Here is a 22346-nt window from a genome sequence, read left to right as displayed (position 1 = left end):
GCTGAGCCTGCGGTCGCTCTACAGATTGAGGTCGAAGACCAGGATGCCGGCAAGGCCTCCATCCGTCGACGAGACGATGCGCTCGCCCACAGCCACATGCTCGGGATGGATGAGATAGGCATCCCGAGCCTCGGCGCTTTCGAAGGTCACGGCAAAACCGTCGACGAAGCCACCATGCAGACCCTCGGGCGAAACGTTCGGCCCGTATTTGATATCTAGTATGCCGGGAATGACCTGTTTCAGGGCGACGATCGCCGCAAACAACGACTGCTTGTCGTCGGCCGTCATCGCGGTTTTCAGCCGCAGGAATACGCAGTGCAGGATCATCATGGTCCTCCCAATTTTCGTGGGAGGAGAATAGCGGCGAAAGCGGCAAGGGCAATGAGATTATTTCACGCAAACGCTGCGTCGCGCCGGGAGCCGGCCTGGATCGGCCAGACTACATCTGGTCTGTCTTGACCAGCGGGCGCTTGTATATCTTCTGGACGAGGCCGCTCGCCAGCGCGCGGGCTTCGTCCTTCTGGGGTGCCGTCATCGGCCGGCAGGTGTTCCTGGTGTTGGAACCGTCGAGCACGGTTGTAGAACCGGAATTGGCGATGACGAGATGCCAGCTGCATGATGCGACCTGGTCAATGGTTACGGCGCCATGACAACCCGTAGACAGGCAAAAGGCGACGGTCCGCTGCGCACCGTTGTCGCCTTTATAGGCCAGTTCAAAGGCAGTCTTGAAATCCTTTGCCCAACGCTCGCAGTTCGGCTGATTTTCCCCCGATGGACAGCTCTTGGTGACGGGGATGATGTCACCGGCTTGAAGCGGCGAGACGCTGAAAACGCCGATCGCGAGGGCGAGCAAAAACTTGAGCATCAAATTCTCCTTATGCAGTGGAGAAGAGGCGCACATCGTAGGCCCTTGGTCAATGGCTATCCACAAAGAGGAAGCGGCGCGCCCCCGGCGCGCGCTGGAAGCCGATAGGATCGGCCGGGTCGCTCAGGCGCGTTTGGTCAACGGAAACCGGTCCCGAAGCAGGCGCAGGACCGATTCGGAAGGCATCGGCGGTCCGAAAAGATAGCTCTGTCCGTAGCTGCACCCCATCTTGGCGAGCTCGATCGCATCCTCGTTGGATTCGATCCCCTCCGCCACCACCTTCATCTCCAGCTCACGTGCCATTGCGATCACGGACTTGAGCACGGTCGCCTTCTTGTCGCTGCTGTCGCGCACCAGCGCCTTATCGAGTTTGATCGTGTCGAAGGGAAAACGCGTGAGATAGGCAAGTGACGAATATCCGGTGCCGAAATCGTCGAGCGCGAGCCCGATGCCGGCTTCCTTCAGCTTCTGCAGCACGAGGCGGGCCTGTTCCGGATTTTCCATCACCATGGATTCCGTCAGTTCAAGCTTGAGGCGCGAGGGCTCGCAATGCGTCTTAGCGAGAACCGAGCGCACGTCGTCGTAGAGCTCGTTGTTGAGCAGCTGCACGCTGGACAGATTGATCGACACGAAGATCGGCAGTTCGCCGGTCTGCTGCTGCCAGCTCATCAGATCGTTGGTCGCCTGTTCCAGCGCGAACATGCCGAGCGGGCCGATGATATCGGAGGCCTCCGCAATCGGAATGAATTCGGACGGCGGGATATTGCCGCGCTTGGGATGCTCCCAGCGCATCAGCGCCTCGAAACCGGCGATCTCGACATCTTCCAGCCGCGCGATCGGCTGGTAGACCATCGACAGTTCCTTCCGCTCGATGGCGCGGCGCAGATCCGTTTCGAGTTGCAGCCGGTCGGTGCCGAATTCGCGGAAAGCCGGCTGAAATGGTTCGACGCGGTTGCCGCCGGCCCGTTTTGCCCGGTACATGGCAAGCTCGGCGTCGCTGAGCAGTCCGGTGGCGCTCTCCTGCCGGTCCACCCAGGAGGCGAGGCCGACCGAAGCCGTCAGGATGATCTCGCGGTTGGCGAAGTTGATCGGCACCATGATCGCCTTGCTGATCGCATCGGCAAAATCGGCGACCTTGGTCGGATTGTGCTCGGAAACGAGGATGAGGCCGAACTGGTCGCCGGCAAGCCGCGCCAGCGTGTCCTGCGGCTTCAAGAGCCGGCGCAGGCGCCGCGTCAGTGCGATGAGGATGTTGTCGCCGGCAGCGACGCCCAGCGAATCGTTGACCAGCTTGTAGCGGTCGATGTCGATCACCATCACGGTCGGCCGCAGCGTGTCGCCGCCCGGCGCCAGAGCCAGCACGGATTGCAGGCGGTCGAGAAAGACCTGCCGGTTCGGAAGTCCCGTCAGATTGTCGTGCAGCGCATCGTGAAGCAGCCGCTCGACGGAATTCTTCTGCTCGGTCACATCGACGATCGTGCCGACGCAGCGGATGATCTCGCCGTTCGAGCCAAGCACCGGCCGGGCGCGGATCAGCAGCCAGTGGAAATGCCCGTCCTCGGCGCGGATGCGGAACTCGTGGTTCAGCCGCCCGCGCCGGTGTTCGAGCAGCACGTCGAGTGTGGCGCGGAACCGGTCGCGATCGTCGGGGTGCAGCCGCGGCAGCCAGTTGCGTGCTGCGCCATGCATGGTGCCGGGGGAAAGGCCGAGCTTGGTCGAGACGTCGGGAATGGTGACGACGCGGTCGCGTGCCACGTCCCAGTCCCATACCATGTCGCCGGAGCCGGTGAGCGCCAGCGACTGCCGTTCGAGATCGGAAAACAGTCCCTGCTGGAAGGCGCCGCCGGCAAAAGCGTGCTGCATGACGGTGAAGCCGATCAAAAGCACGATGAGGACGAGACCGCCGCCGAGTGCGGGCTGGATGATGTCGTTGTCGAGCCGCCCGGTGACCGTCAGCCACGCGCCGAACAGCCAGACGAGCGTCAGCGCCCATGCGGGCACGAGCAGAATGGCGCGGTCGTAGCGGTTGAAGCCGAGATAGATGATGAGCAGCAGGCCGGTCGCCGCCGTCAGCGCGAAGGAAAGCCTGGCGATGCCGGCCGCAATCGATGGATCGTAGATTGCGACGCCGAAGAGCAGGGCAAGGCCGAGCACCCAGGCGAGTGTGGCGTAACCGAGATGCGCATGCCAGCGGTTGAGGTTCAGATAGGTGAAGAGGAAGATGACGAAACTCGATGCCAGCGCCACCTCCGCGCAGGCGCGCCATATTCGCTGGTCGGCGGAAGCGACGCTGATGAGCTTGCCGAGAAAGCCGAAGTCGACGCAGATATAGCCGAGCACCGCCCAGGCGAGCGCTGCCGTCGCCGGCAGCATCGAGGTGCCCTTGACGACGAAGAGGATCGTCAGGAACACGGCGAGCAGGCCGGCAATGCCGAGCACGATGCCGCGATAGAGCGTGAAGGCGTTGATCGTGTCCTTGTAGGCGTCCGGTTCCCAGAGATAGATCTGCGGCAGCTCCGGGGTCGACAGTTCGGCGACGAAGGTGATGACGGCGCCGGGGTTCAGCGTGATGCGGAAGACGTCGGCCTCGTCGCTCGGCTGCCTGTCGAGCGCGAAACCTTCGCTCGGCGTGATCGCGATGATGCGCTGCGAACCGAGATCCGGCCAGAAGAGCTTGGAATTGACGAGGCGGAAATGCGGGGCGACGATCACGCGCTCGAGCTGTTCTTCCGAGACGTTGGCGAGCGCGAAGACAGCCCAGTCGCCCTGATGGTTCTCCGAGCTTGCCCTGACTTCGATGCGGCGGCGGATGCCGTCGGCGCCAGCCGCCGTCGAAACCTGGAAGGCCTCGCCCTGGTTGGCATAGATTTCGGTGGTCGCCGTCAGATCGAGCGCGGTATCGTCGCGGGAAATCTTCACCGGTTCGGCCGCCTGGGCAACACTCGCCATCAAGGCGAAGGCTGCCAGGAAAAGGGCTGCGATCACCGCGATCACTCGTCCGGACGGTGATTTGGGCAGCATGCGGTCTCTGGTCATCGGCTGTCGGTTTTCCTGCCTTTATCCGTATCGGTGGCGAGACGTGAAAACATCACATGGTCATGCCACTGACCGTTGATCTTCAAATATCCACGCAGATAGCCTTCCTGCTGAAACCCGGCCTTTTCAAGCAGGCGGATGCTGCGCGCGTTATCTGGAATACAGGCTGCTTCGATACGGTGCAACTCAAGCCCGGAGAAGATGTAAGGAATAACCATTTGAAGGGCTGCGAACATATGCCCCTGGCCGGCATGGCGTTCACCCATCCAGTAGCCGATCATGCAGCTTTGTGCCGCGCCCCTTCTGATGTAGCCGATGGTGATGCCGCCGACGAGCGTCATGTCGCCCTTCAGGAAAATGAACAGCGGGACCGCCTGGCCCGAAGCATATTCCTGCTTTCCACGGATCACGCGGGCGCGGTAGGCGCCTTCCGTCAGCTCGTCGCGCCGCCAGGTCGGCTCCCAGGGTTCCAGGAACTTGCGGCTTTCGGCGCGCAGCCGGTGCCACTGGTTGAAATCCTGGTAGCGCGGCAGGCGCAGGAGATATCTGTCGTTCTCCAGCTCCACCGCTTCCGGCTGCCGCGACAGAAACCGAAAAACGGATTTTGCCATCGATTGCTCCCGGCAGGACGAACGTCAGCTCAGCTTGCCTGCAGCGTCTTCGACGCCGGGACGGAAAGCGAGGCGGTGATGTCTTCCATCGGCGCGAGCTGCTCCAACGGCCCGATCGCCGAAAGCGTCGGCACCGTGTCGTAGAACAGCCGGCCGGCAAGGTCGGTCAGCCGCTCGATGGTGATGCCTTCCAGGCGTTCCATCATCTCCGGATTGGAGATCGGCCGGCCGTAGAGCATCATCTGCCGGGCGATCTGGCCGGCGCGGGCGGCCGGGCTTTCCTGGCCCATCAGCAGCTGGGCGCGGATCTGGGCGCGGGCGCGCTCGATTTCCTTCTGGTGGATCGCATCGGCGGATTTGTGCAGCTCGTCAATAATGACGGGCACCAGCTCCGGCAGGTTTTCGCCGCCGGTCGCGGCATGGATGCCGAAGATGCCGGTGTCGGAAAAGCCCCAGTGGAAGGCATAGACGGAATAACAGAGGCCGCGGAACTCGCGCACTTCCTGGAAGAGCCTGGAAGACATGCCGCCGCCGAGGATATTCGCCAGAATCTGCGAGCAGTAGAAATCGCGGGCGTGGTAGGGCTTGCCCTCGAAGCCGAGCAGGATCTGCGCATCCATCAGGTCGCGCGGTTCGCGCACGCTGCCGCCGATATAACGCGCCGCTTCCATGACCGGCGGGGCGGAAGGCTGGGTCGGCAGGCTTGCGAAACGATCCTCGACCATGCGTAGGAATTCTTCGTGCTCGACGGCCCCAGTCGCGACCACGAACATGCGGTCGGTCGTGTAGTTGCGGCCGAGATAGGTGCGGATTTGCTGCGGCGTGAAAGAGACGACGGTTTCCGGCGTGCCGAGAATCGGCCTTCCGAGCGTCTGGTCGCGATAGGCAACCTCGGAGAACCGGTCGAACACCACGTCGTCGGGCGTATCGTTGGCGGCGTTGATCTCCTGCAGGATGACCTGCTTCTCGCGCTCCAGCTCTTCCTCCTCGAAGGCGGATTCCGTCAGGATATCGGCAAGGATGTCGACGGCGAGCGGTACGTGGTCCTTGAGGACGCGGGCGTAATAGGACGTCGTCTCGGTCGACGTTGCGGCATTGACTTCGCCGCCCACATCTTCGATCTCCTCGGCGATCTGGCGGGCCGTGCGACGCGCCGTACCCTTGAAGGCCATGTGTTCGAGCAGGTGGGCGATGCCGTGCTCGTCTGCGGTCTCGTTACGCGACCCTGATTTGATCCAGACTCCAAGCGCGACGCTTTCAAGGTGCGGCATGGTCTCGGTGACTACTGTCAGCCCGGATTTCAGCCGGGTGCACTCAACTGTCATTGGCTATCTTTCTGCGCCTGCCGTCGTCTCGCCGCGGGCGTGCTTGCCGATAAAGGTTTCTACGGCCTTAAGCTCCGGTTTGACGATCTGGAAGCGCTCCTCCCTATCCATCAGATCAGCAAGCCACGTCGGAAGCGCCGGGTCAATACCGCAGGCGGATTTTACGGCGACGGGGAATTTTGCCGGATGTGCGGTCGAAAGCGTCACCATCGGCGTATTCGGTTTCTCTTTCTTGGCCGCGACGAAGACGCCGATCGCCGAATGCGGATCAAGGAGATAGCCGGTCTCGGCATGGGTTTTGCGGATCGTTTCGGCCACTTGGCTTTCCCCAGCGCGCCCGGCGCGGAAGTCGCGGCGAATCGCCTTCAGCGCTTCCGGCGCAATCTCAAAACCGCCCGACTGCTTGAGGCTCTCCATCGCAGCGCGCACCTTCGAGGCGTCGCGGTCATAGGCTTCGAAGAGCAGGCGTTCGAAGTTCGACGAGATCTGGATGTCCATCGAGGGCGAACTCGTCGCCTTGACCGCCTTCATGTCGTAGCGGCCGGTCTTCAGTGTCCGCGTCAGGATGTCGTTCTCATTGGTGGCGATCACCAGCCGGTCGATCGGCAGGCCCATACGCTTGGCGCAGTAGCCGGCGAAGATGTCGCCGAAATTGCCCGTGGGCACGGTGAAAGAGATCTTCCGGTCCGGTCCGCCGAGCGCCACCGCCGCCGTGAAATAATAGACGATCTGGGCCATGATGCGCGCCCAGTTGATCGAGTTGACACCTGATAGACGGACCTTGTCGCGGAAGGCTGCGTCGTTGAACATCGCCTTGACGAGGTTCTGGCAGTCGTCGAAATTGCCCTCGACAGCAAGCGCATGCACATTCGCCGACGTTGAGGTCGTCATCTGTCGTTGCTGCACCGGCGAGACCTTGCCGTGCGGGAAAAGGATGAAGATGTCGGTGCGCTCGCGCCCGGCGAATGCGTCGATCGCCGCCCCGCCGGTGTCGCCCGAGGTGGCGCCGACGATCGTCGCCCGCTCGCCGCGTTTCTCCAGCGCATAATCCATCAGCCGTGCGAGCAGTTGCATCGCCACGTCCTTGAAGGCAAGCGTCGTGCCATGGAAAAGCTCCATCACGAAGCTGTTCGGCCCGGTCTGGACGAGCGGCGCGATCGCCGGATGGCGGAAGGTGCCGTAGGCCTCGTCGATCATCGCCCGGAAGGTCTCGTCGGGGATCTCACCATTGGTGAAGGGCGACAGGATGGTAAAGGCGATCTCCTGATAGGTCTTGCCCCGCAGGCTGCGGATTTCCTTCTTGGAAAAGCTCGGCCATTTCCTGGGAACGTAGAGCCCGCCATCGCGCGCAAGCCCTGTCAGCAGGGCGTCGCAAAAGCCGAGGGAAGGGGCCTCGCCGCGGGTCGAGATATAGTCCACGTTCGTCATCCTTGATTTATCGCTGGAGGAAGTTCGGCTCGGCGCGACCATGGCCGGGTTCTGCCGGAAACAGGGAAGAGGCCGCCTTTGAGGCGCGCATCGCGGGTATCCTGTTGAAGTTGCCCGCGTCCGGCGTCGAAAAGTGCATCAAAACGGTGCTTACCCAATCGATTTTTCTTTGCGCCGCTGATATAGACCATCGCAAACCGTCATGAAAGGCCCTGTGAAAAAGACATGGGCCTCCAAGAAACGCTTGCACAAGGGATGGAATATGGTGCTCGGCAAGGTCTCGCGTCTCATCGTTTCCGCATCTTTTCTTGCCCTGCTCTCTAGTTGCAATTCGCTCGGTATCGGCGGCGACAGCAAGTCGGCGGCGCCGACGCAGCCGAACGGCACCGCCCAGATCATGCCGCTCGCGCCCGCCAATCCATCCTCGAACAATCCTTCGATCGGCACGGCTACGACCGCGCAGGGCACCGTCGCCCCCGTCGTCCAAGGCGCCTGCCCGCAAATCTTCATGCGCGACCAGGATGCGATCTTCCGCACCTACGCCAAGGGCAAGAAGGATGATCCGCAGCAGATCGTCTTCCAGGCTTCCTTCGGCGATTACACCCGCCAGTGCACGCTGAGTGACACGAACCTGACGATGACGGTCGTCGCCCAGCTGCGCCTCATCACCGGCCCGGCCGGCGCGCCTGGTTCGGTGACCCTGCCGATCCGCATCTCCGTCGTCGACGGCGACAACGTGCTTTATTCCGAAGTCACCAAATTCCCGACCGAAATCCCGCAGGGCGCCACGAGCGCGCAGGTGATCTTCCGCAAGGACGGCATCAAGATGCCCGTCGGCTCCGGCTCATTGGTGCGCGTCAATATCGGCTTCGACACCCAGCCGGCAAAGAGCAAGAAAAGCAGCTAGAGCAACGCGGCTTCGATCTCTGCACGTTAAAATGCACCCCACGCACATGTCGTGGCGGCTGACGAAAATCGGAGATCTTTCTCGAGCATTCGATCACATCGATCAGGTTCTTGATCGGGACCGCAGCTTGGTGATGTTGAAGACCCTCAACGGTCATCTCAGGACAATTGCCGCAGGAGAATGTAATGAAGCTTCAGTTGATCCGAAATGCGACCTTGAAGCTCGACTACGCCGGTCGCACGCTGCTGGTCGATCCTTATTTCGCTCCGAAGCACAGCCAGCCTTCTTTTGCCGGACGCTCGCCGAACCCATTGGTCGAGCTTCCTCTTGGCGTCGATGAAATCCTCGCCGGCGTCGAACTGGTGATTGTTTCGCACCTGCACGAGGATCATTTCGACGAGGTGGCGATGGAGCTCGTGCCGAAGCACCTGCCGATTATCTGCCAGCCTGGCGACGAAGCGCAAATTCGCGGAGCAGGGTTCACCGAGGTCACGCCATTGACCGATAGTGTGACGTGGGAAGGTCTGACGCTCACGCGCCGCGAAGGGAGCCATGGGCTTGGTCCTGTTCTCGAAGATATGGGCTCGGTCATGGGTTTCAGCCTTGAGGCAGCGGGGGAACCTTCGATCTACTGGGCTGGCGACACCGTGCTCTATCCGCCGGTTGCCGATGTCATCAGCGCGACGAGTCCCGATATCATCATCACCCATTCCTGCGGCGCGTTATGGAACGGCGACCTCATTGTCATGGATGCCGAGGAAACGATCGCGGTTTGCGAAATCGCCGCGTCCAGCCTCGTTATATCAACCCACATGGAAGCGCTCGATCACGCAACGATTGGCCGTGAGAATTTGCGTGGCGCGGCAGAGGCACGGGGCATTCCTGCTTCCCGATTGCTGATACCCGCCGATGGGGAAGTGCTGGCGGTTGGGTGAAGCGGCTTTCCGCTGACCAGGCGCATAACTTACGGGGTCAAAGGCTCGACGGCCTGATGTCCGTAATTCGTGACATTGACGACGGCAGGCTCAGCGCAGGTCTCTTTAGAAAACCTGTTCCCAGGCCGCCAGCGCGGCGACGACACCAGGCAGATCGTTCATGCGCGAGATGACCGTTTCGGCGCCGGCATCCGTCAATTTGTCGGCATGGGCGGGGTAGCTGTGCGAGGCGCCGGTGAAGCCGATGACGCGCATGCCGGCGGCGCGAGCCGCATGCACGCCGTGCACGGAATCTTCAACCACAATGGTCTTGGCAGGCGCCACACCCATCTGGCTCGCGCCATGCAGGAAGATGTCGGGCTTCGGCTTGGCGCGGTCGGGGCCGAGATCCTTGGCGGAGAAGATGTTGGGCGCAAACAGCGGCTTCAAGCCCACCTTGGTCAGCATCATCTCAAGCCGTTTGGTGCTCGAATTCGAGCAGATGCAACGCTTCATCGGCAGCCGGGAGACCGCGAATTCGACGCCTGGTATGCCTTTGACGTCGCTTGCCAGCCTGGCGTCGAGCAGCTTTTCCGACTTATCCAGCAGCGAGGCCGAAAGTGGGATGCTCGCCTCGCGCTCGATCTGGAGCAGGATGTTTTGCCATGTCATGCCGGCAAAACGCTCGCCCATTTCCTCGACGCCGATCGGATATCCGGCTTCCATCAGAAGCGCGGATTCGACTTCCGCGGCGATGATTTCGGAATCGACGAGAACGCCGTCGCAGTCGAAGATGATGAGGTCGAAGCCGTTCATGTGTTCACGCCTTGCTGGGAGTCTGGTCTTGTCCGGGAATGCTGCGGCTTTACACGATGGCCGCCCAAAGCTCAACCTGATCTCAAGCATGGCTGCGATGCGGCCTGCGATGGGCTGCAGACCGGACCACACTGATCTTGTCGTTGGAGAAGCCGTCAGGCCGCCAGCTGCCCGTTCCGTCGTGCCGTCGCAGATTGGGTTGAAGGCGCCGCGCCGAGCTTGAACCGAGAGACGAGTTCACGAAGCTTGGCGGCCTCCTGGGCGAGATTGACGGACGCCGCGGTCGACTGCTCGACCATTGCCGCATTCTGCTGGGTCACCTGGTCCATGGAGTTGACGGCGGAATTGACTTCGGCAAGGCCGGTCGACTGTTCACGCGCCGAGATGGCGATTGCATCCATATGCTGATTGATGCGGGCGATCTGTTCGCTGATCGCGTTCAGAACCTCGCTCGTATCGAGGACCAGCTTGACGCCGCTTTCCACTTCCTGCGACGATTTCTGGATGTGGCCTTTAATTTCCTTGGCCGCCTGAGCCGATCTCTGCGCGAGTTCGCGCACTTCCTGGGCGACCACGGCAAAGCCCTTGCCCGCCTCTCCGGCGCGAGCGGCTTCGACGCCGGCGTTCAGGGCGAGCAGATTGGTCTGGAACGCGATCTCATCGATCACGCCGATAATGCTCGAGATCTGCTGGGACGAACTCTCGATGCGGCGCATGGCTTCTTCGGCATGCGACACAACCTCGGCAGACTTGGCCGCATTGCGATTGGCGTCGGTCGCCTCCGTTCGTGCCTCATCGGTCCGCTTGCTGGAGTTCGACACGTTGGCGGTAATCTGATCAAGCGCTGCGGCGGTTTCTTCGAGCGAGGCTGCTTGCTGTTCGGTGCGCTTTGACAGATCGCCGGCGCCGGACGCGATTTCCCTGGTGCCTTCGTCGATCGCGGCAATGGCGGTGGCGATAGCGCCGAGCGTCTGATCGAGCTGCCTGATCGACATGTTGAAATCATGCCGGAGGCCCTCGAAATCGGGCGCGAAGGGTTCTTCGATCTGGAACGCGAGATCGCCTGATGCAAGCCGCTTCAGGCCGGCGGCGAGGCCTGATGTCGCCGCCCGCAACCGTTCGGTGGCATCGTCGTCAGCCTGTTTGCGGGCCGTGACCCGCTCGGCTTCGCCCTGCAATCGGGCTGCCTCGGCGTCTTGCTCAAGCTGCTTGTTGGCAATCGCCGCCTGGCGGAAGATTTCGACAGCCGATGCCATCGTTCCGATTTCATCGGTGCGGCCAATCCCGGTGCAGGCAATCGCGGTGTCACCGCCGGCAAGCCGTTGCATGTCGTTGGAAAGCACAAGGATGGGCTTGGTTACTGTCTTACGGGTCAGGAAATAAAGACCGATGGCGAAGATCGCGGCCAAGGCCAGAAGTGCTTTCAGAATGAGATCGACCGAAGCTTTGATTTCAGCGCTACGTTTGGAAATCTCGTCCGACGCAGCCGTGATCTGATCCCCGGCCTGTTCCATAGCCGTTTCCAAGACGGAGAACTGCTGCATGAATTCGGGCAACGCCTTCAAAGCCGCCGATGGATCCTTGCTGGCGAGATCGACAATCTTCGTGGCGCTTTCAATATAGACAATGAGCGGACGTTCGACGTTAGCAAGGATCGCCTTGGTCTTTTCGTCTGTGGCCAGGGCCTTGTTGGCTTCAATCATCTCCCGGAACGACGCCTCGTGCTCCACCAGATCCGCCTTCACCGCTGCAGCTTCTATACCTGCTGCCGGATTGGAGGACAGCATTGAAGCGAGCACGTCGGCGCGCAGCGCGTCATGCATCATATCTGCCTGCATATGGTTGCGCAGAATTTGCGCTGACTGGGCGACATCGGCGCTGTTTGCGGAGAGGGCGGCCGCGGACCAGATGCCGACGCCCGTGGCGCCGGCTGCCAAGCCGAAAATCGCGATGCTTGCAAAGATGATTTTATGCTGGATCGACGCCATAGCGGGACTCTCACGTTAATTTAGAACTTGAGAGTATCGAAACATGCTTAATTATTTCTCAGTGCCATGTCGCTTAGTGGCGCGAAAACAAAAGGTTGCAGCGGATGGTTCATTTTCGATGAAAGGTTGAGCTCTTTGTGGCTCGTGCGGATGCCGGTGCGACGATTTAGTCCCCGACATCGATGCCGATAGAATGATAGACTTGCGCGAGTGCCGGCGCATCGACAAGGCCCAGCCCATTGCTGCTTCACGGTCTCGGGCGTAGCATTCATGTGCTCAGGGAGGGGACCATGGGGCTTTCAGCTGTTGTCCGGCCGGCGGCGGCCGTTGTGCTGTTGTTTGCCTTCACATCCACCGACGTCATCGCCAAGGGCAACCACCACCGAAGCTGTGCGCAGTTGCAGGCGATGATGGATCATGGACTGACCGGCGGAAAGCATGCCGGGGATGGGCTGACAAGAGAGCCAAGATCGAACGGAAGATGAGGAAGAAAGGCTGCTAGAGGCAAGCCGCCGATAGCTCGCGAGCGCCGATAGAACGCGGTCTGGCAGCTGGTGAGCCTGTTACCGAGACGGAGAAATGCGCCTTCGTCCACGACGGCGCGACATCCCCGCAATAACCTACGCGTCGACCGGAAAAAGCCTCAAAAACTGCCGGTCGCCTTCCGGCGAGAAGATGACGGAGCGGCTTTCCGCCGTGCGCCGTGAAGGCGCCGGCTAACATCATTTGCAGTCTTCGGCGCCGGCGGCGTCCTTTTGACCTGACCGAACGCACAGCCCTTCTTGCTATGGTTGTCGTGCGCGGTGCCTTCCGTCGGACAAGGCGCCGGACCTTGCACCGATCTCGCTCCCGGACGTGGAAGCCCCTGTCGCTTTGCCGGCGATCACCAGGGCCAGGCGGCGATAATGCACCATCTGTCCGGCCACCCAGGTCTCGAACTGTAGCAGCGTTTCGTCGGGCATCAGCGCCAGCTCACCGCCCGGAGAAACCCGGTACCAGCCTTTCTCTGCCGCCTCGTCGAGGATGTTGCTGATATGCTGACGCGACACGTCGAAGCGATCAGCAAGCGCCCGGTAGGTCAGGCTCCCGGAGACCTTCGCGCCGGCAGAACGCTGGCTGAGCGCCGCCGACATGACGGCGCAGAAGACGAGATGGCCGGCATCTCTTTCGCTGTGACGGACGATGGCCGGGAAAGGGCCGAACAGGTCGTCTTTCACCGCGTAGCGCTCGGCGGAGAGCGCCAGCCAGCGCGCCATCAGATCCTCGTCTCTGGCAATCTCGTCCGGTCGGAGAGGCGGGGCAGGCGCAAAGCGTTCGGAGGACCTCAAAATGGCGAGGGGCGAATGGCCAATCTCCTGCATCAATTCCAGACTTGGCTTCAGAATTTGCGTACGGCGATCCGTCTCCAGTGACGTCGCGGTGATAAGGCCGCGGTCGCGCAATCCGCTGATGAAATCGGCAATCTGGCGCGGGCTGCCTGGCGCCGATCGCTGGAGAAACGCAAGCGTTGGCGGCGCTCCCCGGGATTCAAGCCATTGAACATAGAAGCAAATGAGCAGGAAAGAGATGAGATAGCGCTGCTTCTGGGCAAAAAGCTTGTTTGCAGGCAACAGCTTCGGCACACGCGCAATCATTGCCTCGCAATAGGACAGAAGCGCCTCAGTATAGGAGGCGTAGCGCATCAGCTCTGCTGCTTCGACCCACAGACTGTCCGCAGCGAAATTCTCCACTCCGGGATAAAGGCGTATTTCGCTCATGCTTCTTTTATCTGTCCGGGTGATCGATGCAAAGTTTGGACTCGCGGCGCGGGCGACGTGACCTATACAGCTTCTGCGATTAATTTTCAGCAAAGCCTTCCCCATGATATCACACAGCCGATTTTCAGTTCATTTTGCCGTCGCCGGATCGGCCATTGCCACCTTTCTCTTCCCGATTGCCGCTCATGCGGACTCTTCCCTCAATTCTTATGTCGAGATCAGCACCGGCGACGAGCTGGGAACGGATCAGGTCGACATGTCCACCGGCGGATGGATACGAACGGTGGCCACCGGAACGATCGATCTGGTCCCGGAAATCGATATTATGGACGGCGCCACGGTGCGTTTCTCGGCCGTTCCGGGAAGCGATCTGAATCTCAAGCTCTATCGGGTCGGCACGGGTGCCGAACTTCATTTCGGCGGCGGCGCCGACAGCGGCACCGTCACTCTTGCGGATTTCTTCTTTTCCGGCGGAAACCAGGACGTTTTTGTCGATTCCGGCACGCTGCTGGTCCCGGGGAGTGGTCAAGGGGCGCTTTTACGCGCCACCACGACAACCGTCGCGTCGGGTGCGACCGTGGACCTCGGGACACACAGCGATTGGATAGCCTTCCTTGCCGGCAGCGGCACGATCCGTCTCAACGACGCCGATCTCGAGATTCGAAACTTCTCCTTCGATGGCACGATTGACGGCGCAAACCGCGTGACCTTTAGCCGGGGCGGAACCTGGCGGGGTAGATTTGCCGACGTCGACGAGGTCGCGCTCTCCGCCAATCAGACGCTGACCATTGTCGACGCCGGGACCGCCGCCAACCTTTCGACGCTCGATTCGCTTCGATTGTCATCAGGCTCGATCTTCGATCTCACCAGCTATGACGCCTCGCTCAACAGCCTTTACGGCGCAGGCCTGATTGGCACCACGGAGACGCTGGTGATCGGATCCGGAAATTATTCCGGTGGAATCGTCGCGGGTCGCGGGCTGACGATTTCCGGTGATTTCCGGTGGTCGGGACAGTCGCAGGGGGCATTGTCGATCAATGTCCTGTCCGGCGCGACACTGACCGCCGATGGCGGCAATGTGTTCGGGGGCTCGGCCGATATCAGCCTCGACGGCGCGCTGCACGTCAATGCGAGTGAAGCAGTCGACGCCTTGACCGGCAGCGGGACCGTCGAGGTCGCCAATAATGCCATTCTGTCGGTCGGCGCCGGTGATAGTTCCACGACCTTCGACGGGGAAATATCGGGTCAGGGCGGCCTTACCAAGGCCGGCACCGGCACCTTCATTCTGAGCAGCCGACAGTCCTATACCGGCGCAACGACCGTCTCGGCGGGCACATTGCAGCTGATGTCGGCCAACGCTGTTTCCGCCACCTCGCCGCTTGAGGTGAGAACAGGCGCGCAGTTGAACTTGGCCGGCTTCAACCAGGCTTTTGCGAGCCTGACAGGGAGTGGCAACATTCTTCTCGGCAATGCAATCCTTTCCATTGGCGGGGCGGGTGGCAGCGGCTCCTTCAGCGGCGTCATCTCCGGCAGCGGGTCCGTTACGAAATCCGGCGCAGGTACGTTGGGTCTCTTCGGAAATAACAGTTTTTCGGGCGGGATGACTGTGGTCGGTGGAACGCTTGCAGTGTCCTCATCCGCGTCGCTTGGCGATGGAAGCGCCACCAACACCCTGACCCTCGACGGCGCGACGCTGCAGACATTCGGAAGCGTTGCTTCTCCGGCCGCCCGGGGTGTGGTCATCGGAAGCGCCGGCGCAACCGTGGATATGAACGGCAATGCGGTGACCTTCGCCGGAAGAGTGTCCGGCGCCGGCCAGTTGACCAAGACCGGCGCGGGCACGCTGACCCTCTCGGGCAACAACACACGCTCGGGGGATACCGAAATCGATGAGGGGCGGCTGGCGGTGCAGAACGGCGACGCATTGGCCGACGGCGCCCGCGTGAATATTGCCGATCTTGCCGGCGCGGGGCTCGACGTCGCCACTTCCGAAACCATTGGATCGCTCTCGGGCGGCGGCTCGTCCGGCGGAGGTGTAAGCCTGTCCAATGCGGCGATCCTGGCGGTCGGTGGCGACGACAGCTCTTCCACGTTCGGCGGCTCAATCACCGGAGACGGCAGTCTCGTCAAGACCGGTAACGGCCTGTTTCGATTGACCGGCAACAGCACCTATGCCGGCAACACCGACGTGCTCGACGGAACACTTTCGGTCAATGGCAGCCTGACCGGTGCGATCAACATCGGTTCCGGTGCGAGACTTCAGGGAACGGGAAGTGTTGGCACGACCTCTCTTGCTGCAAGCAGCGTCCTTGCTCCCGGCAATTCGATCGGGACGCTGACGGTCACCGGCGATCTGAACTTCGATTCAACCAGCCTTTTCGAGGTCGAAATCGGCGGCACCGGGCTCAGCGACAGGGTCGATGTCACAGGCACCGCCTTCCTGAACGGCGCCAAGGTCCGGACAATCCTGTGGGACCCGGCCGTCAGTTACGTCAACGGCCAGTCCTACACGATCGTCTCCGCCGGCGCGGTCTCGGGCACGTTCGGCGATCTGGAGATCGATTCCGCCTTCCTGAAGTCTTTCCTCAGCTATTCCGCCACCGACGTAACCTTGACACTGCGCACTGTGCTGAGCCCCGGTTTGCTGTTTCCGAGCGCGGCCCTGACGGAAAACCAGCAACAGTCGGCTTACGGCCTCGACTTTCTCGATCAGACGAGCGGCTCCAGCAGCCTCGCGCTCTATAATGCCATCCTTTATAGCGACGGGGCAGAAGCAAGGGATGCGTTTGACCAGCTTTCCGGCGAGATCCACGCCTCGCTGCAAAGTGGTCTTTTCAGCGAGGCCAATGACGTGCGCAATGCGGTGTTCGACCGGCTGGACGAGGCGTTCGAGACCGGCGGCAAGGCATGGACGAGCGCCTATGGCAACATTTCCTGGCTGAAGGGCGACGGCAACGCCTCGAGCGCGAGCGCAGCACGCGGCGGTGCGCTTTACGGCGTCGACTGGGTAATCGACGATCGTTCGGTGGGCGTTTTCGCGGGCGTCGGACAGTCCTCTTTCGAAATCGCCGACCTCGGCTCCATGGCCAATGTCGACAGCGTGCATCTCGGTCTTTATGCCGCGCACAGATCCGGCGGCCTCCAGGTCAAATTCGGGGCGTCGAATAGCTGGCACGACATCGAAACGCGCCGTGACATCGCCTTTACCGGTTTTTCCGACAGTCAGACGGCAAGCTATCATGGCAGTACGGCTCAGTTTTTCTCCGAGGCATCCTACGACTTCGATCTCTCCCGCAACCTGGTCGTCACCCCGTTCGGCAGAGTGGATTACACAATCGGTCAGCGTGACAGCTTCCATGAGAACGGCGGCGCGGCCTCGCTTTCCGGAGAAAGCGCGCGCGAAGACATGTTTGCAACGACGGTCGGGCTGCGGGCAAAACAGCAGGCCTCCATCGCCGGCAAGAACGTTACCACCGGTTTTGATGTGGCTTGGAGACGGATAGCCGATCAGGAGACGCCGTTCTCCGACCTCACATTCGAAAATGGCGGCAGTTTCGTCGTGAAAGGGCTGCGGAATACGGAAAACAGCGTCGTCGCAGGCGGGTCCGTCGCCTGGCAACTGACCGGACAAGCGGATGTAGCCCTGTCCTACCGGGGAGAATTCGCCGACGGCTTCAACCGCCATAGCGCCAACGTCCGGCTGGATGTCAGGTTCTAAGGGCGCTGAAACCCGCAGACACGGAACCTACGCGTCGACCGGAAAAAGCCTCAAAAACTGCCGGTCGCCTTCCGGGGAGAAGATGACGGAGCGGCTTTCGGCCGTGCGCCGTGCCCAGCCTTTGTCGAAGAAGTTTGATAGCAGGGCCTTGCCGAGACTGCCGGCAAGATGCGCCCGCCTTTCGCTCCAATCGAGACAGGAGCGACAGAGCGGCCGCCGTGACGAACGGAGCGCGCCGACATCGATGCCGATGCATTTGAGATCGCTTTCGCCCTTTTCCGTCAGCGCCAGACCTTCTCCGACCGTGTCGATCGATCCGGAAGCAATCAGGCTGTCGAGCATGCGCACGCCGTAGTCGCCGGCAAGATGATCGTAGCAGATGCGCGCCTTACGCAGCGCCGGCTCCTTCGGTCCTGGCCGGTGGCGCAGATGGCCGCGTCCGGCGGCAAAGCCCATCATGCTTTCGATCAGTCGGGCGACGGCCTCGTCGGCGAGCGTGAAATAGCGATGGCGCCCCTGCTTGCGCTGGGTTAGCAGCCCGCCGGCTTCCAGCTTGGCAAGATGTGTGCTTGCCGTTTGCACGGTAATGCCGCCGATGCCGGCAAGCTCGGTCGCCGTCAGCGCCCGGCCGCCGGTGAGTGCTGCCAGCATGTTGGCGCGGGCGGGATCGCCGATGAGCGCGCCGATCTGCGCAATGTCAGGACCTTCCTTCATACTTCGATCGTAACCGAAGCATCGCCGTCGGGCAATGTGCGAAAAAGGGTGGGCAGTAAAGGAGAACACCATGATCACCTGCTTCATCCGCTATGAGATCGATCCCTTCAAGAAAGAGGCTTTCGCCGAATATGCCCGCAACTGGGGCCAGGCGATTCCGAAAAATGGAGCGGACCTCATCGGCTATTTTGGTCCGCATGAGGGATCGGCAACGACGGCCTACGGCGTCTATAATGTCGAAAGCCTCGCCGCCTATGAGACCTATCGCGCCCGGCTGGCTTCCGACCCGCTCGGCCGGGAGAATTATGAATTTGCCAGACGCGAGCGTTTCATCCTGAAGGAAGACCGCATCTTCCTGAAGAACGTTTCCGCCCCTCACGCCAAGCTGGTGCTGCCATGATCGCCGTCATCTTCGAAGTCGTTCCTTCTGTAGGCGAACGTCACAAATATCTGGATCTCGCCGGCGAGTTGCGCGCCGAGCTCGAAAAGATCGACGGCTTCATCTCGATCGAGCGTTTTGAAAGCCTGACGAACCGCGGCAAGCTGCTGTCGCTCTCCTTCTTTCGTGACGAGGATGCCGTCAAGGAATGGCGCAACCGGCAGGCCCATCGGGCAGCGCAGCAGGCCGGACGCGGCGGCATCTTCGCCGATTATCGCCTGCGGATCGCCAGTGTCGTCCGCGATTACGGCATGTTCGAACGCGACGAAACGCCGGAGGACAGCCGCAAGGTTCACGGCGCGGCCTGATGTTTTCTAGCAGCGGTGACCGAATAAATTCCCGAAATCGGCCACCGCTTCAGGCTTTGGTAACTAAGTTGCGTAACCATAACGGACAGTTAAGCGTAGAGCGTATGAGTGAGTATCAGAATGGCATCAGTTTTTCCGCTTGCCGACCTCAAGGCTTCCGTCAAGTCGGATTCCCGGCCGGGCTCCTGGGTTGACACCATCATCAAGGGCGATTGCGTCAGCGCCCTTGAAGCTTTGCCCAGCCACTCCGTCGATGTCATCTTTGCCGATCCGCCGTATAACCTCCAGCTCGGCGGAACGCTGCATCGTCCGGACCAGTCGCTGGTCGATGCCGTCGACGACGAATGGGATCAGTTCGCCTCCTTCGAGGCCTATGATGCCTTCACCCGCGCCTGGCTGCTGGCCTGCCGTCGTGTCTTGAAGCCGACCGGTTCGATCTGGGTGATCGGCTCCTACCACAATATCTTCCGCGTCGGCGCCACGCTGCAGGATCTGAACTTCTGGATCCTCAACGACATCATCTGGCGCAAGACCAACCCGATGCCGAATTTCAAGGGCCGCCGTTTCCAGAACGCCCATGAGACGATGATCTGGGCAAGCCCCAACGCCAAGGCGAAGGGCTATACCTTCAACTATGACGCGATGAAGGCCGCCAATGACGATGTGCAGATGCGTTCCGACTGGCTTTTCCCGATCTGCAACGGCGGTGAACGGCTGAAGGGCGATGACGGCAAGAAGGTGCATCCGACGCAGAAGCCGGAAGCGCTGCTTGCCCGGGTCATCATGGCCTCGACGCGGCCCGGCGATATCGTGCTCGATCCCTTCTTTGGCTCCGGAACGACGGGCGCCGTCGCCAAGCGTCTTGGCCGTCACTTCGTCGGCATTGAGCGCGAGCAGGATTATATCGACGCGGCCTCGGCCCGCATCGCCGCCGTCGAGCCGCTCGGCAAGGCGGAACTGACAGTCATGACGGGCAAGAAGGCTGACGTCCGCGTGGCCTTCAACGTGCTCGTCGAAAGCGGTCTCATCAAGCCGGGTCAGGTTCTGACCGACGCCAAGCGCCGCTACAGCGCCATCGTACGTGCCGACGGCACAGTAGCCTCAGGCGGCGAGGCCGGCTCCATTCATCGTCTCGGCGCCAAGGTGCAGGGTCTCGATGCATGCAACGGATGGACTTTCTGGCACTTCGAAGACGGGCAATCCCTGCGTCCGATCGACGATCTCAGGTCCGTCATCCGCAGTGATCTGGCGAAGGTGGAGTGAGCAGCGCCTCTGACAGATCGAAATACCTTCTTCCGATTTCCCTCCAGTTGCGGGAGAAGGCCAAGGCGCCCGGAGTTCGAGCTCCGGGCGTCCTCTATTCAGAAACCCTGTTTCAAAAGTCCTGATAGTCGGTGACGTCGACGCGTGTGATGCGGCCTTCCGCATTGAAGGTGATCGTCTCCTCGCCTTCGCGGATCAGGGGCTTGCCGGTCTGGCTGTGGGTGGCGCGAAGCGACCAGACCGCGCGGCCGGATTGGGCCGTCAGCCTTTCCACCAACGAATTTTCCGCCGTCTGATCGGGATAGTCGTCGAAATATCTCCTGAAGGCGGCCATGATTTCGTCGCGGCCGGCAAGGCTGCCGACGCCGTTCGAGACGTAGGTCGCGTCCTCGGCGAAATAGGCCTCGATCGCGGGAAAATCGAGGGCGTTGATCGCGGCATGAAAGCGTTCGATTTCTTCTGCGGGGTCGAAAGCCATGGGTCTCAGACCTTCAATCCGTAAGCGGCGAGATCGCTGCGCAGCTTTTCCGCGCCTGAAAAGAGCAGGGCATTCCAGCCGGCAGCCTTGGCGCCTTCGACATTGGCCGGTGCGTCATCGATGAAGATCGTCGCGGCCGGATCGAGGCCGAATGTTTTCGTATGCGTCTCGTAGATCGCGATATCCGGCTTGATCAGGCCGACATCGCCGGAAACGGTGACGCCGCGCGGCTTGGTCAGGAAGGGAAAGCGTTGCTGCGCCTCGCGGAAAGTATCGGAGGCGAAGTTGGTAAGCATCGTCACGTCGCGGCCCTCGGCGATCAGCCTTTCCATGATGGCAACGCTGTCCTCATAGGCATGCGGCACCATCTCGTGCCAATATTTGCGGAAGGCGCGGATATGCTCTTCGCGGGCAGGGTGCGCTTCGATCAGCAGCGCTTCGGCCTCCGCCCAGGTGCGGCCGCGGTCCTGCTCGATGTTCCAGTCGTGGGTGCAGATGTTGGCGAAGAACCAATTGCGCTCGGTCTCATCAGGGATGAGGCGGGTGAAGGGAAGATGCGGATCGTAATGAATAAGGACTTTGCCGATATCAAAAACGATATGCTGTATGTCGGTCGTCATGGTCATCCTTTGGATGTTTTGAACGCGAGAGGAATAGCCGTTGCGATCGCTTTTTTCATGACGGTCGGCAAGGCCTGCGCTTCAAGATTTATAACCGGTTCCCACCATCCGTCATTCGTGCCCACCTTGGCGGCGATCGCCGCGCGCCAGATCGAAAGCCTGAGCTCGAAATGGGTGAAGACATGGATGACGGTGCCGCAAGCCTGCCAGGCGGCATCGAATGGAGCGGCTTCGGCCGAAGTCTCGCCGTCGATGCGCGCCGTCCACGCCGTCGTCGGCACCTCGGTCATGCCGCCGAGCAGGCCGCTGGCAACGCGCTGCCGCAACAGGATCTCGCCATCACCGGTCACCGCGATGAACGCCGCACCATAGCGTACCGGCTTCTCCTTCTTAGCCGCCTTGACGGGAAAGAGTTCGGGATCGGAAAGCTTGAGCGCCTGACAGGCATCCCTGAACGGACAGAGCGGACACGCCGGCCGCTTCGGCGTGCAGATCGTGGCGCCGAGATCCATCATTGCCTGGGCGAAATCGCCGGGCCGATCGGCGGGTGTCAGCAGCGCCACTTTCTGCTTCATTGCGGGCTTGGCGGCCGGAAGCGGCGTCGAGATCGCATAGAGCCTGGAGATCACCCGCTCGACATTGCCGTCCATCACGGCAGCCTGCCGGTTGAAGGCGATGGCGGCGACGGCGGCAGCCGTATAATCGCCGATGCCGGGCAGGGATTTGAGCCTCTCTTCAGTGTCGGGAAAGACGCCGCCATGCCCGCGCGCCACGGCCTCGGCGCATTTCTTCAGGTTGCGGGCGCGGGCGTAATAGCCGAGCCCGGCCCAGGCGGCCATCACCTCGTCGTTATCGGCGTCGGCAAGACCGGTAACATCAGGCCAGCGCTGGAGAAAACGGGCGAAATACGGCTTCACCGCCTGCACCGTCGTCTGCTGCAGCATCACCTCCGAAAGCCAGACATGATAGGGATCGGCCTTGACGCCGCGGGCGGCCATGCCAGGCGATACCCGCCAGGGCAGGTCGCGGTGGTGCCGGTCGTACCAGTCGAGCAGGGGCTTTGCTGAGGGCGTGTCGAGTGTCTTGAGCGTCATGATTTGCCGCGATGAGGGGAAGTGGCCTATACTTGGCGAAGCAATGCCGCGCGATCAAGTCGACT

20 protein-coding genes and 2 pseudogenes are annotated in these 22346 nt (G+C 61.4%); 7 read left to right on the top strand and 15 right to left on the bottom strand.

What is annotated here, in order from left to right:
• Positions 1 to 18: 18 nt before the first annotated feature.
• From EFB14_RS15075 to EFB14_RS32910, 7 genes are all read right to left on the bottom strand, one after another.
• Entirely contained in the window at positions 19 to 327 is a 309-nt protein-coding gene (locus EFB14_RS15075) for a Dabb family protein (protein WP_125844109.1), read from the bottom strand.
• Between the two features lie 112 nt (positions 328 to 439).
• Positions 440 to 865, bottom strand: coding sequence for a hypothetical protein (locus tag EFB14_RS15070; protein WP_126826481.1), 426 nt, complete (start codon positions 863 to 865; stop codon positions 440 to 442).
• Positions 866 to 988: 123 nt separating this feature from the next.
• The gene (locus EFB14_RS15065) at positions 989 to 3901 is read right to left on the bottom strand and encodes a sensor domain-containing phosphodiesterase (protein ID WP_125844002.1); all 2913 of its coding nucleotides are present in this window, start codon (positions 3899 to 3901) and stop codon (positions 989 to 991) included.
• Positions 3898 to 4512, bottom strand: a complete 615-nt coding sequence (locus EFB14_RS15060; RefSeq protein ID WP_125844003.1) for a GNAT family N-acetyltransferase — start codon at positions 4510 to 4512, stop codon at positions 3898 to 3900. The genes EFB14_RS15065 and EFB14_RS15060 overlap by 4 nt, the downstream gene beginning before the upstream one ends.
• Positions 4513 to 4541: 29 nt before the next feature.
• Positions 4542 to 5837, bottom strand: a complete 1296-nt coding sequence (locus EFB14_RS15055; RefSeq protein ID WP_126826478.1) for a M16 family metallopeptidase — start codon at positions 5835 to 5837, stop codon at positions 4542 to 4544.
• Between the two features lie 3 nt (positions 5838 to 5840).
• Positions 5841 to 7265, bottom strand: coding sequence for a threonine synthase (thrC, locus tag EFB14_RS15050; RefSeq protein WP_126826475.1), 1425 nt, complete (start codon positions 7263 to 7265; stop codon positions 5841 to 5843).
• On the bottom strand, positions 7262 to 7456 hold the full coding sequence (locus EFB14_RS32910; protein WP_164737534.1) for a hypothetical protein: 195 nt from the start codon (positions 7454 to 7456) through the stop codon (positions 7262 to 7264). The genes thrC and EFB14_RS32910 overlap by 4 nt, the downstream gene beginning before the upstream one ends.
• A 71-nt stretch (positions 7457 to 7527) precedes the next feature.
• Here EFB14_RS32910 and EFB14_RS15045 point away from each other — a divergent pair, with 71 nt between their 5' ends.
• Positions 7528 to 8172 (top strand): hypothetical protein, encoded by a 645-nt coding sequence (locus tag EFB14_RS15045; protein ID WP_126826673.1) that lies wholly within the window; start codon positions 7528 to 7530, stop codon positions 8170 to 8172.
• Positions 8173 to 8357: 185 nt separating this feature from the next.
• Positions 8358 to 9107: an MBL fold metallo-hydrolase gene (locus EFB14_RS15040; RefSeq protein WP_126826472.1), complete on the top strand. Its 750-nt coding sequence runs from the start codon at positions 8358 to 8360 to the stop codon at positions 9105 to 9107.
• Positions 9108 to 9212: 105 nt separating this feature from the next.
• On the opposite strand, the gene EFB14_RS15035 is transcribed toward EFB14_RS15040, so the two are convergent.
• Positions 9213 to 9902, bottom strand: a complete 690-nt coding sequence (locus tag EFB14_RS15035; protein ID WP_126826470.1) for an HAD family hydrolase — start codon at positions 9900 to 9902, stop codon at positions 9213 to 9215.
• A gap of 155 nt (positions 9903 to 10057) precedes the next feature.
• Positions 10058 to 11890: a methyl-accepting chemotaxis protein gene (locus EFB14_RS15030; RefSeq protein ID WP_126826467.1), complete on the bottom strand. Its 1833-nt coding sequence runs from the start codon at positions 11888 to 11890 to the stop codon at positions 10058 to 10060.
• 290 nt (positions 11891 to 12180) lie between these two features.
• Between EFB14_RS15030 and EFB14_RS15025 the strand changes: the two are divergent.
• Positions 12181 to 12392: pseudogene (locus tag EFB14_RS15025) on the top strand (hypothetical protein).
• A gap of 118 nt (positions 12393 to 12510) precedes the next feature.
• Here the strand turns inward: EFB14_RS15025 and EFB14_RS15020 are convergent.
• Positions 12511 to 12597 (bottom strand): annotated as a pseudogene (locus EFB14_RS15020) (transcriptional regulator); the annotation flags it as partial.
• A 78-nt stretch (positions 12598 to 12675) separates the two neighbouring features.
• Complete coding sequence (locus tag EFB14_RS15015; protein WP_126826464.1) at positions 12676 to 13740, bottom strand: MarR family transcriptional regulator; 1065 nt, start codon at positions 13738 to 13740, stop codon at positions 12676 to 12678.
• 10 nt (positions 13741 to 13750) lie between these two features.
• Here EFB14_RS15015 and EFB14_RS15010 point away from each other — a divergent pair, with 10 nt between their 5' ends.
• Entirely contained in the window at positions 13751 to 17365 is a 3615-nt protein-coding gene (locus tag EFB14_RS15010) for an autotransporter domain-containing protein (RefSeq protein ID WP_126826461.1), read from the top strand.
• A 27-nt stretch (positions 17366 to 17392) separates the two neighbouring features.
• Here EFB14_RS15010 and EFB14_RS15005 read toward each other — a convergent pair whose 3' ends face one another.
• Positions 17393 to 18079: an ArsR/SmtB family transcription factor gene (locus tag EFB14_RS15005; protein ID WP_126826458.1), complete on the bottom strand. Its 687-nt coding sequence runs from the start codon at positions 18077 to 18079 to the stop codon at positions 17393 to 17395.
• Positions 18080 to 18149: 70 nt separating this feature from the next.
• Between EFB14_RS15005 and EFB14_RS15000 the strand changes: the two genes are divergently transcribed.
• From EFB14_RS15000 to EFB14_RS14990, 3 genes are all read left to right on the top strand, one after another.
• Positions 18150 to 18479 carry an NIPSNAP family protein gene (locus tag EFB14_RS15000; RefSeq protein ID WP_126826455.1) on the top strand — a complete coding sequence of 110 codons (330 nt, stop codon included), beginning with the start codon at positions 18150 to 18152 and terminating at the stop codon, positions 18477 to 18479.
• Positions 18476 to 18826, top strand: coding sequence for an antibiotic biosynthesis monooxygenase family protein (locus tag EFB14_RS14995; RefSeq protein WP_126826452.1), 351 nt, complete (start codon positions 18476 to 18478; stop codon positions 18824 to 18826). Before EFB14_RS15000 ends, EFB14_RS14995 begins: the two co-directional genes overlap by 4 nt.
• A gap of 120 nt (positions 18827 to 18946) precedes the next feature.
• Positions 18947 to 20089, top strand: a complete 1143-nt coding sequence (locus tag EFB14_RS14990; RefSeq protein ID WP_126826449.1) for a site-specific DNA-methyltransferase — start codon at positions 18947 to 18949, stop codon at positions 20087 to 20089.
• 112 nt (positions 20090 to 20201) lie between these two features.
• Here EFB14_RS14990 and EFB14_RS14985 read toward each other — a convergent pair whose 3' ends face one another.
• Genes EFB14_RS14985 through mutY form a run of 3 tightly spaced genes read right to left on the bottom strand, consistent with a single transcriptional unit; the run spans position 20202 to position 22281 of the window.
• Positions 20202 to 20567 (bottom strand): nuclear transport factor 2 family protein, encoded by a 366-nt coding sequence (locus EFB14_RS14985; RefSeq protein WP_126826446.1) that lies wholly within the window; start codon positions 20565 to 20567, stop codon positions 20202 to 20204.
• Between the two features lie 5 nt (positions 20568 to 20572).
• Complete coding sequence (locus EFB14_RS14980) at positions 20573 to 21187, bottom strand: HAD family hydrolase (protein ID WP_126826443.1); 615 nt, start codon at positions 21185 to 21187, stop codon at positions 20573 to 20575.
• Between the two features lie 2 nt (positions 21188 to 21189).
• Positions 21190 to 22281: an A/G-specific adenine glycosylase gene (gene mutY, locus EFB14_RS14975; RefSeq protein WP_126826440.1), complete on the bottom strand. Its 1092-nt coding sequence runs from the start codon at positions 22279 to 22281 to the stop codon at positions 21190 to 21192.
• Positions 22282 to 22346 lie beyond the last annotated feature (65 nt).

Source organism: Rhizobium fabae (assembly GCF_003985135.1).
GTDB lineage: Bacteria > Pseudomonadota > Alphaproteobacteria > Rhizobiales > Rhizobiaceae > Rhizobium > Rhizobium pisi.
Note: the sequence above shows the minus strand (reverse complement) of the source record. Positions and strands in the feature narration are given on the sequence as shown.

Coding starts and splice junctions, on each gene's coding strand:
- EFB14_RS15075 (WP_125844109.1), bottom strand. CDS start 327: ATGATCCTGCACTGCGTATTCCTGCGGCTGAAAACCGCGATGACGGCC.
- EFB14_RS15070 (WP_126826481.1), bottom strand. CDS start 865: ATGCTCAAGTTTTTGCTCGCCCTCGCGATCGGCGTTTTCAGCGTCTCG.
- EFB14_RS15065 (WP_125844002.1), bottom strand. CDS start 3,901: ATGACCAGAGACCGCATGCTGCCCAAATCACCGTCCGGACGAGTGATC.
- EFB14_RS15060 (WP_125844003.1), bottom strand. CDS start 4,512: ATGGCAAAATCCGTTTTTCGGTTTCTGTCGCGGCAGCCGGAAGCGGTG.
- EFB14_RS15055 (WP_126826478.1), bottom strand. CDS start 5,837: ATGACAGTTGAGTGCACCCGGCTGAAATCCGGGCTGACAGTAGTCACC.
- thrC (WP_126826475.1), bottom strand. CDS start 7,265: ATGACGAACGTGGACTATATCTCGACCCGCGGCGAGGCCCCTTCCCTC.
- EFB14_RS32910 (WP_164737534.1), bottom strand. CDS start 7,456: ATGGTCTATATCAGCGGCGCAAAGAAAAATCGATTGGGTAAGCACCGT.
- EFB14_RS15045 (WP_126826673.1), top strand. CDS start 7,528: ATGGTGCTCGGCAAGGTCTCGCGTCTCATCGTTTCCGCATCTTTTCTT.
- EFB14_RS15040 (WP_126826472.1), top strand. CDS start 8,358: ATGAAGCTTCAGTTGATCCGAAATGCGACCTTGAAGCTCGACTACGCC.
- EFB14_RS15035 (WP_126826470.1), bottom strand. CDS start 9,902: ATGAACGGCTTCGACCTCATCATCTTCGACTGCGACGGCGTTCTCGTC.
- EFB14_RS15030 (WP_126826467.1), bottom strand. CDS start 11,890: ATGGCGTCGATCCAGCATAAAATCATCTTTGCAAGCATCGCGATTTTC.
- EFB14_RS15010 (WP_126826461.1), top strand. CDS start 13,751: ATGATATCACACAGCCGATTTTCAGTTCATTTTGCCGTCGCCGGATCG.
- EFB14_RS15005 (WP_126826458.1), bottom strand. CDS start 18,079: ATGAAGGAAGGTCCTGACATTGCGCAGATCGGCGCGCTCATCGGCGAT.
- EFB14_RS15000 (WP_126826455.1), top strand. CDS start 18,150: ATGATCACCTGCTTCATCCGCTATGAGATCGATCCCTTCAAGAAAGAG.
- EFB14_RS14995 (WP_126826452.1), top strand. CDS start 18,476: ATGATCGCCGTCATCTTCGAAGTCGTTCCTTCTGTAGGCGAACGTCAC.
- EFB14_RS14990 (WP_126826449.1), top strand. CDS start 18,947: ATGGCATCAGTTTTTCCGCTTGCCGACCTCAAGGCTTCCGTCAAGTCG.
- EFB14_RS14985 (WP_126826446.1), bottom strand. CDS start 20,567: ATGGCTTTCGACCCCGCAGAAGAAATCGAACGCTTTCATGCCGCGATC.
- EFB14_RS14980 (WP_126826443.1), bottom strand. CDS start 21,187: ATGACGACCGACATACAGCATATCGTTTTTGATATCGGCAAAGTCCTT.
- mutY (WP_126826440.1), bottom strand. CDS start 22,281: ATGACGCTCAAGACACTCGACACGCCCTCAGCAAAGCCCCTGCTCGAC.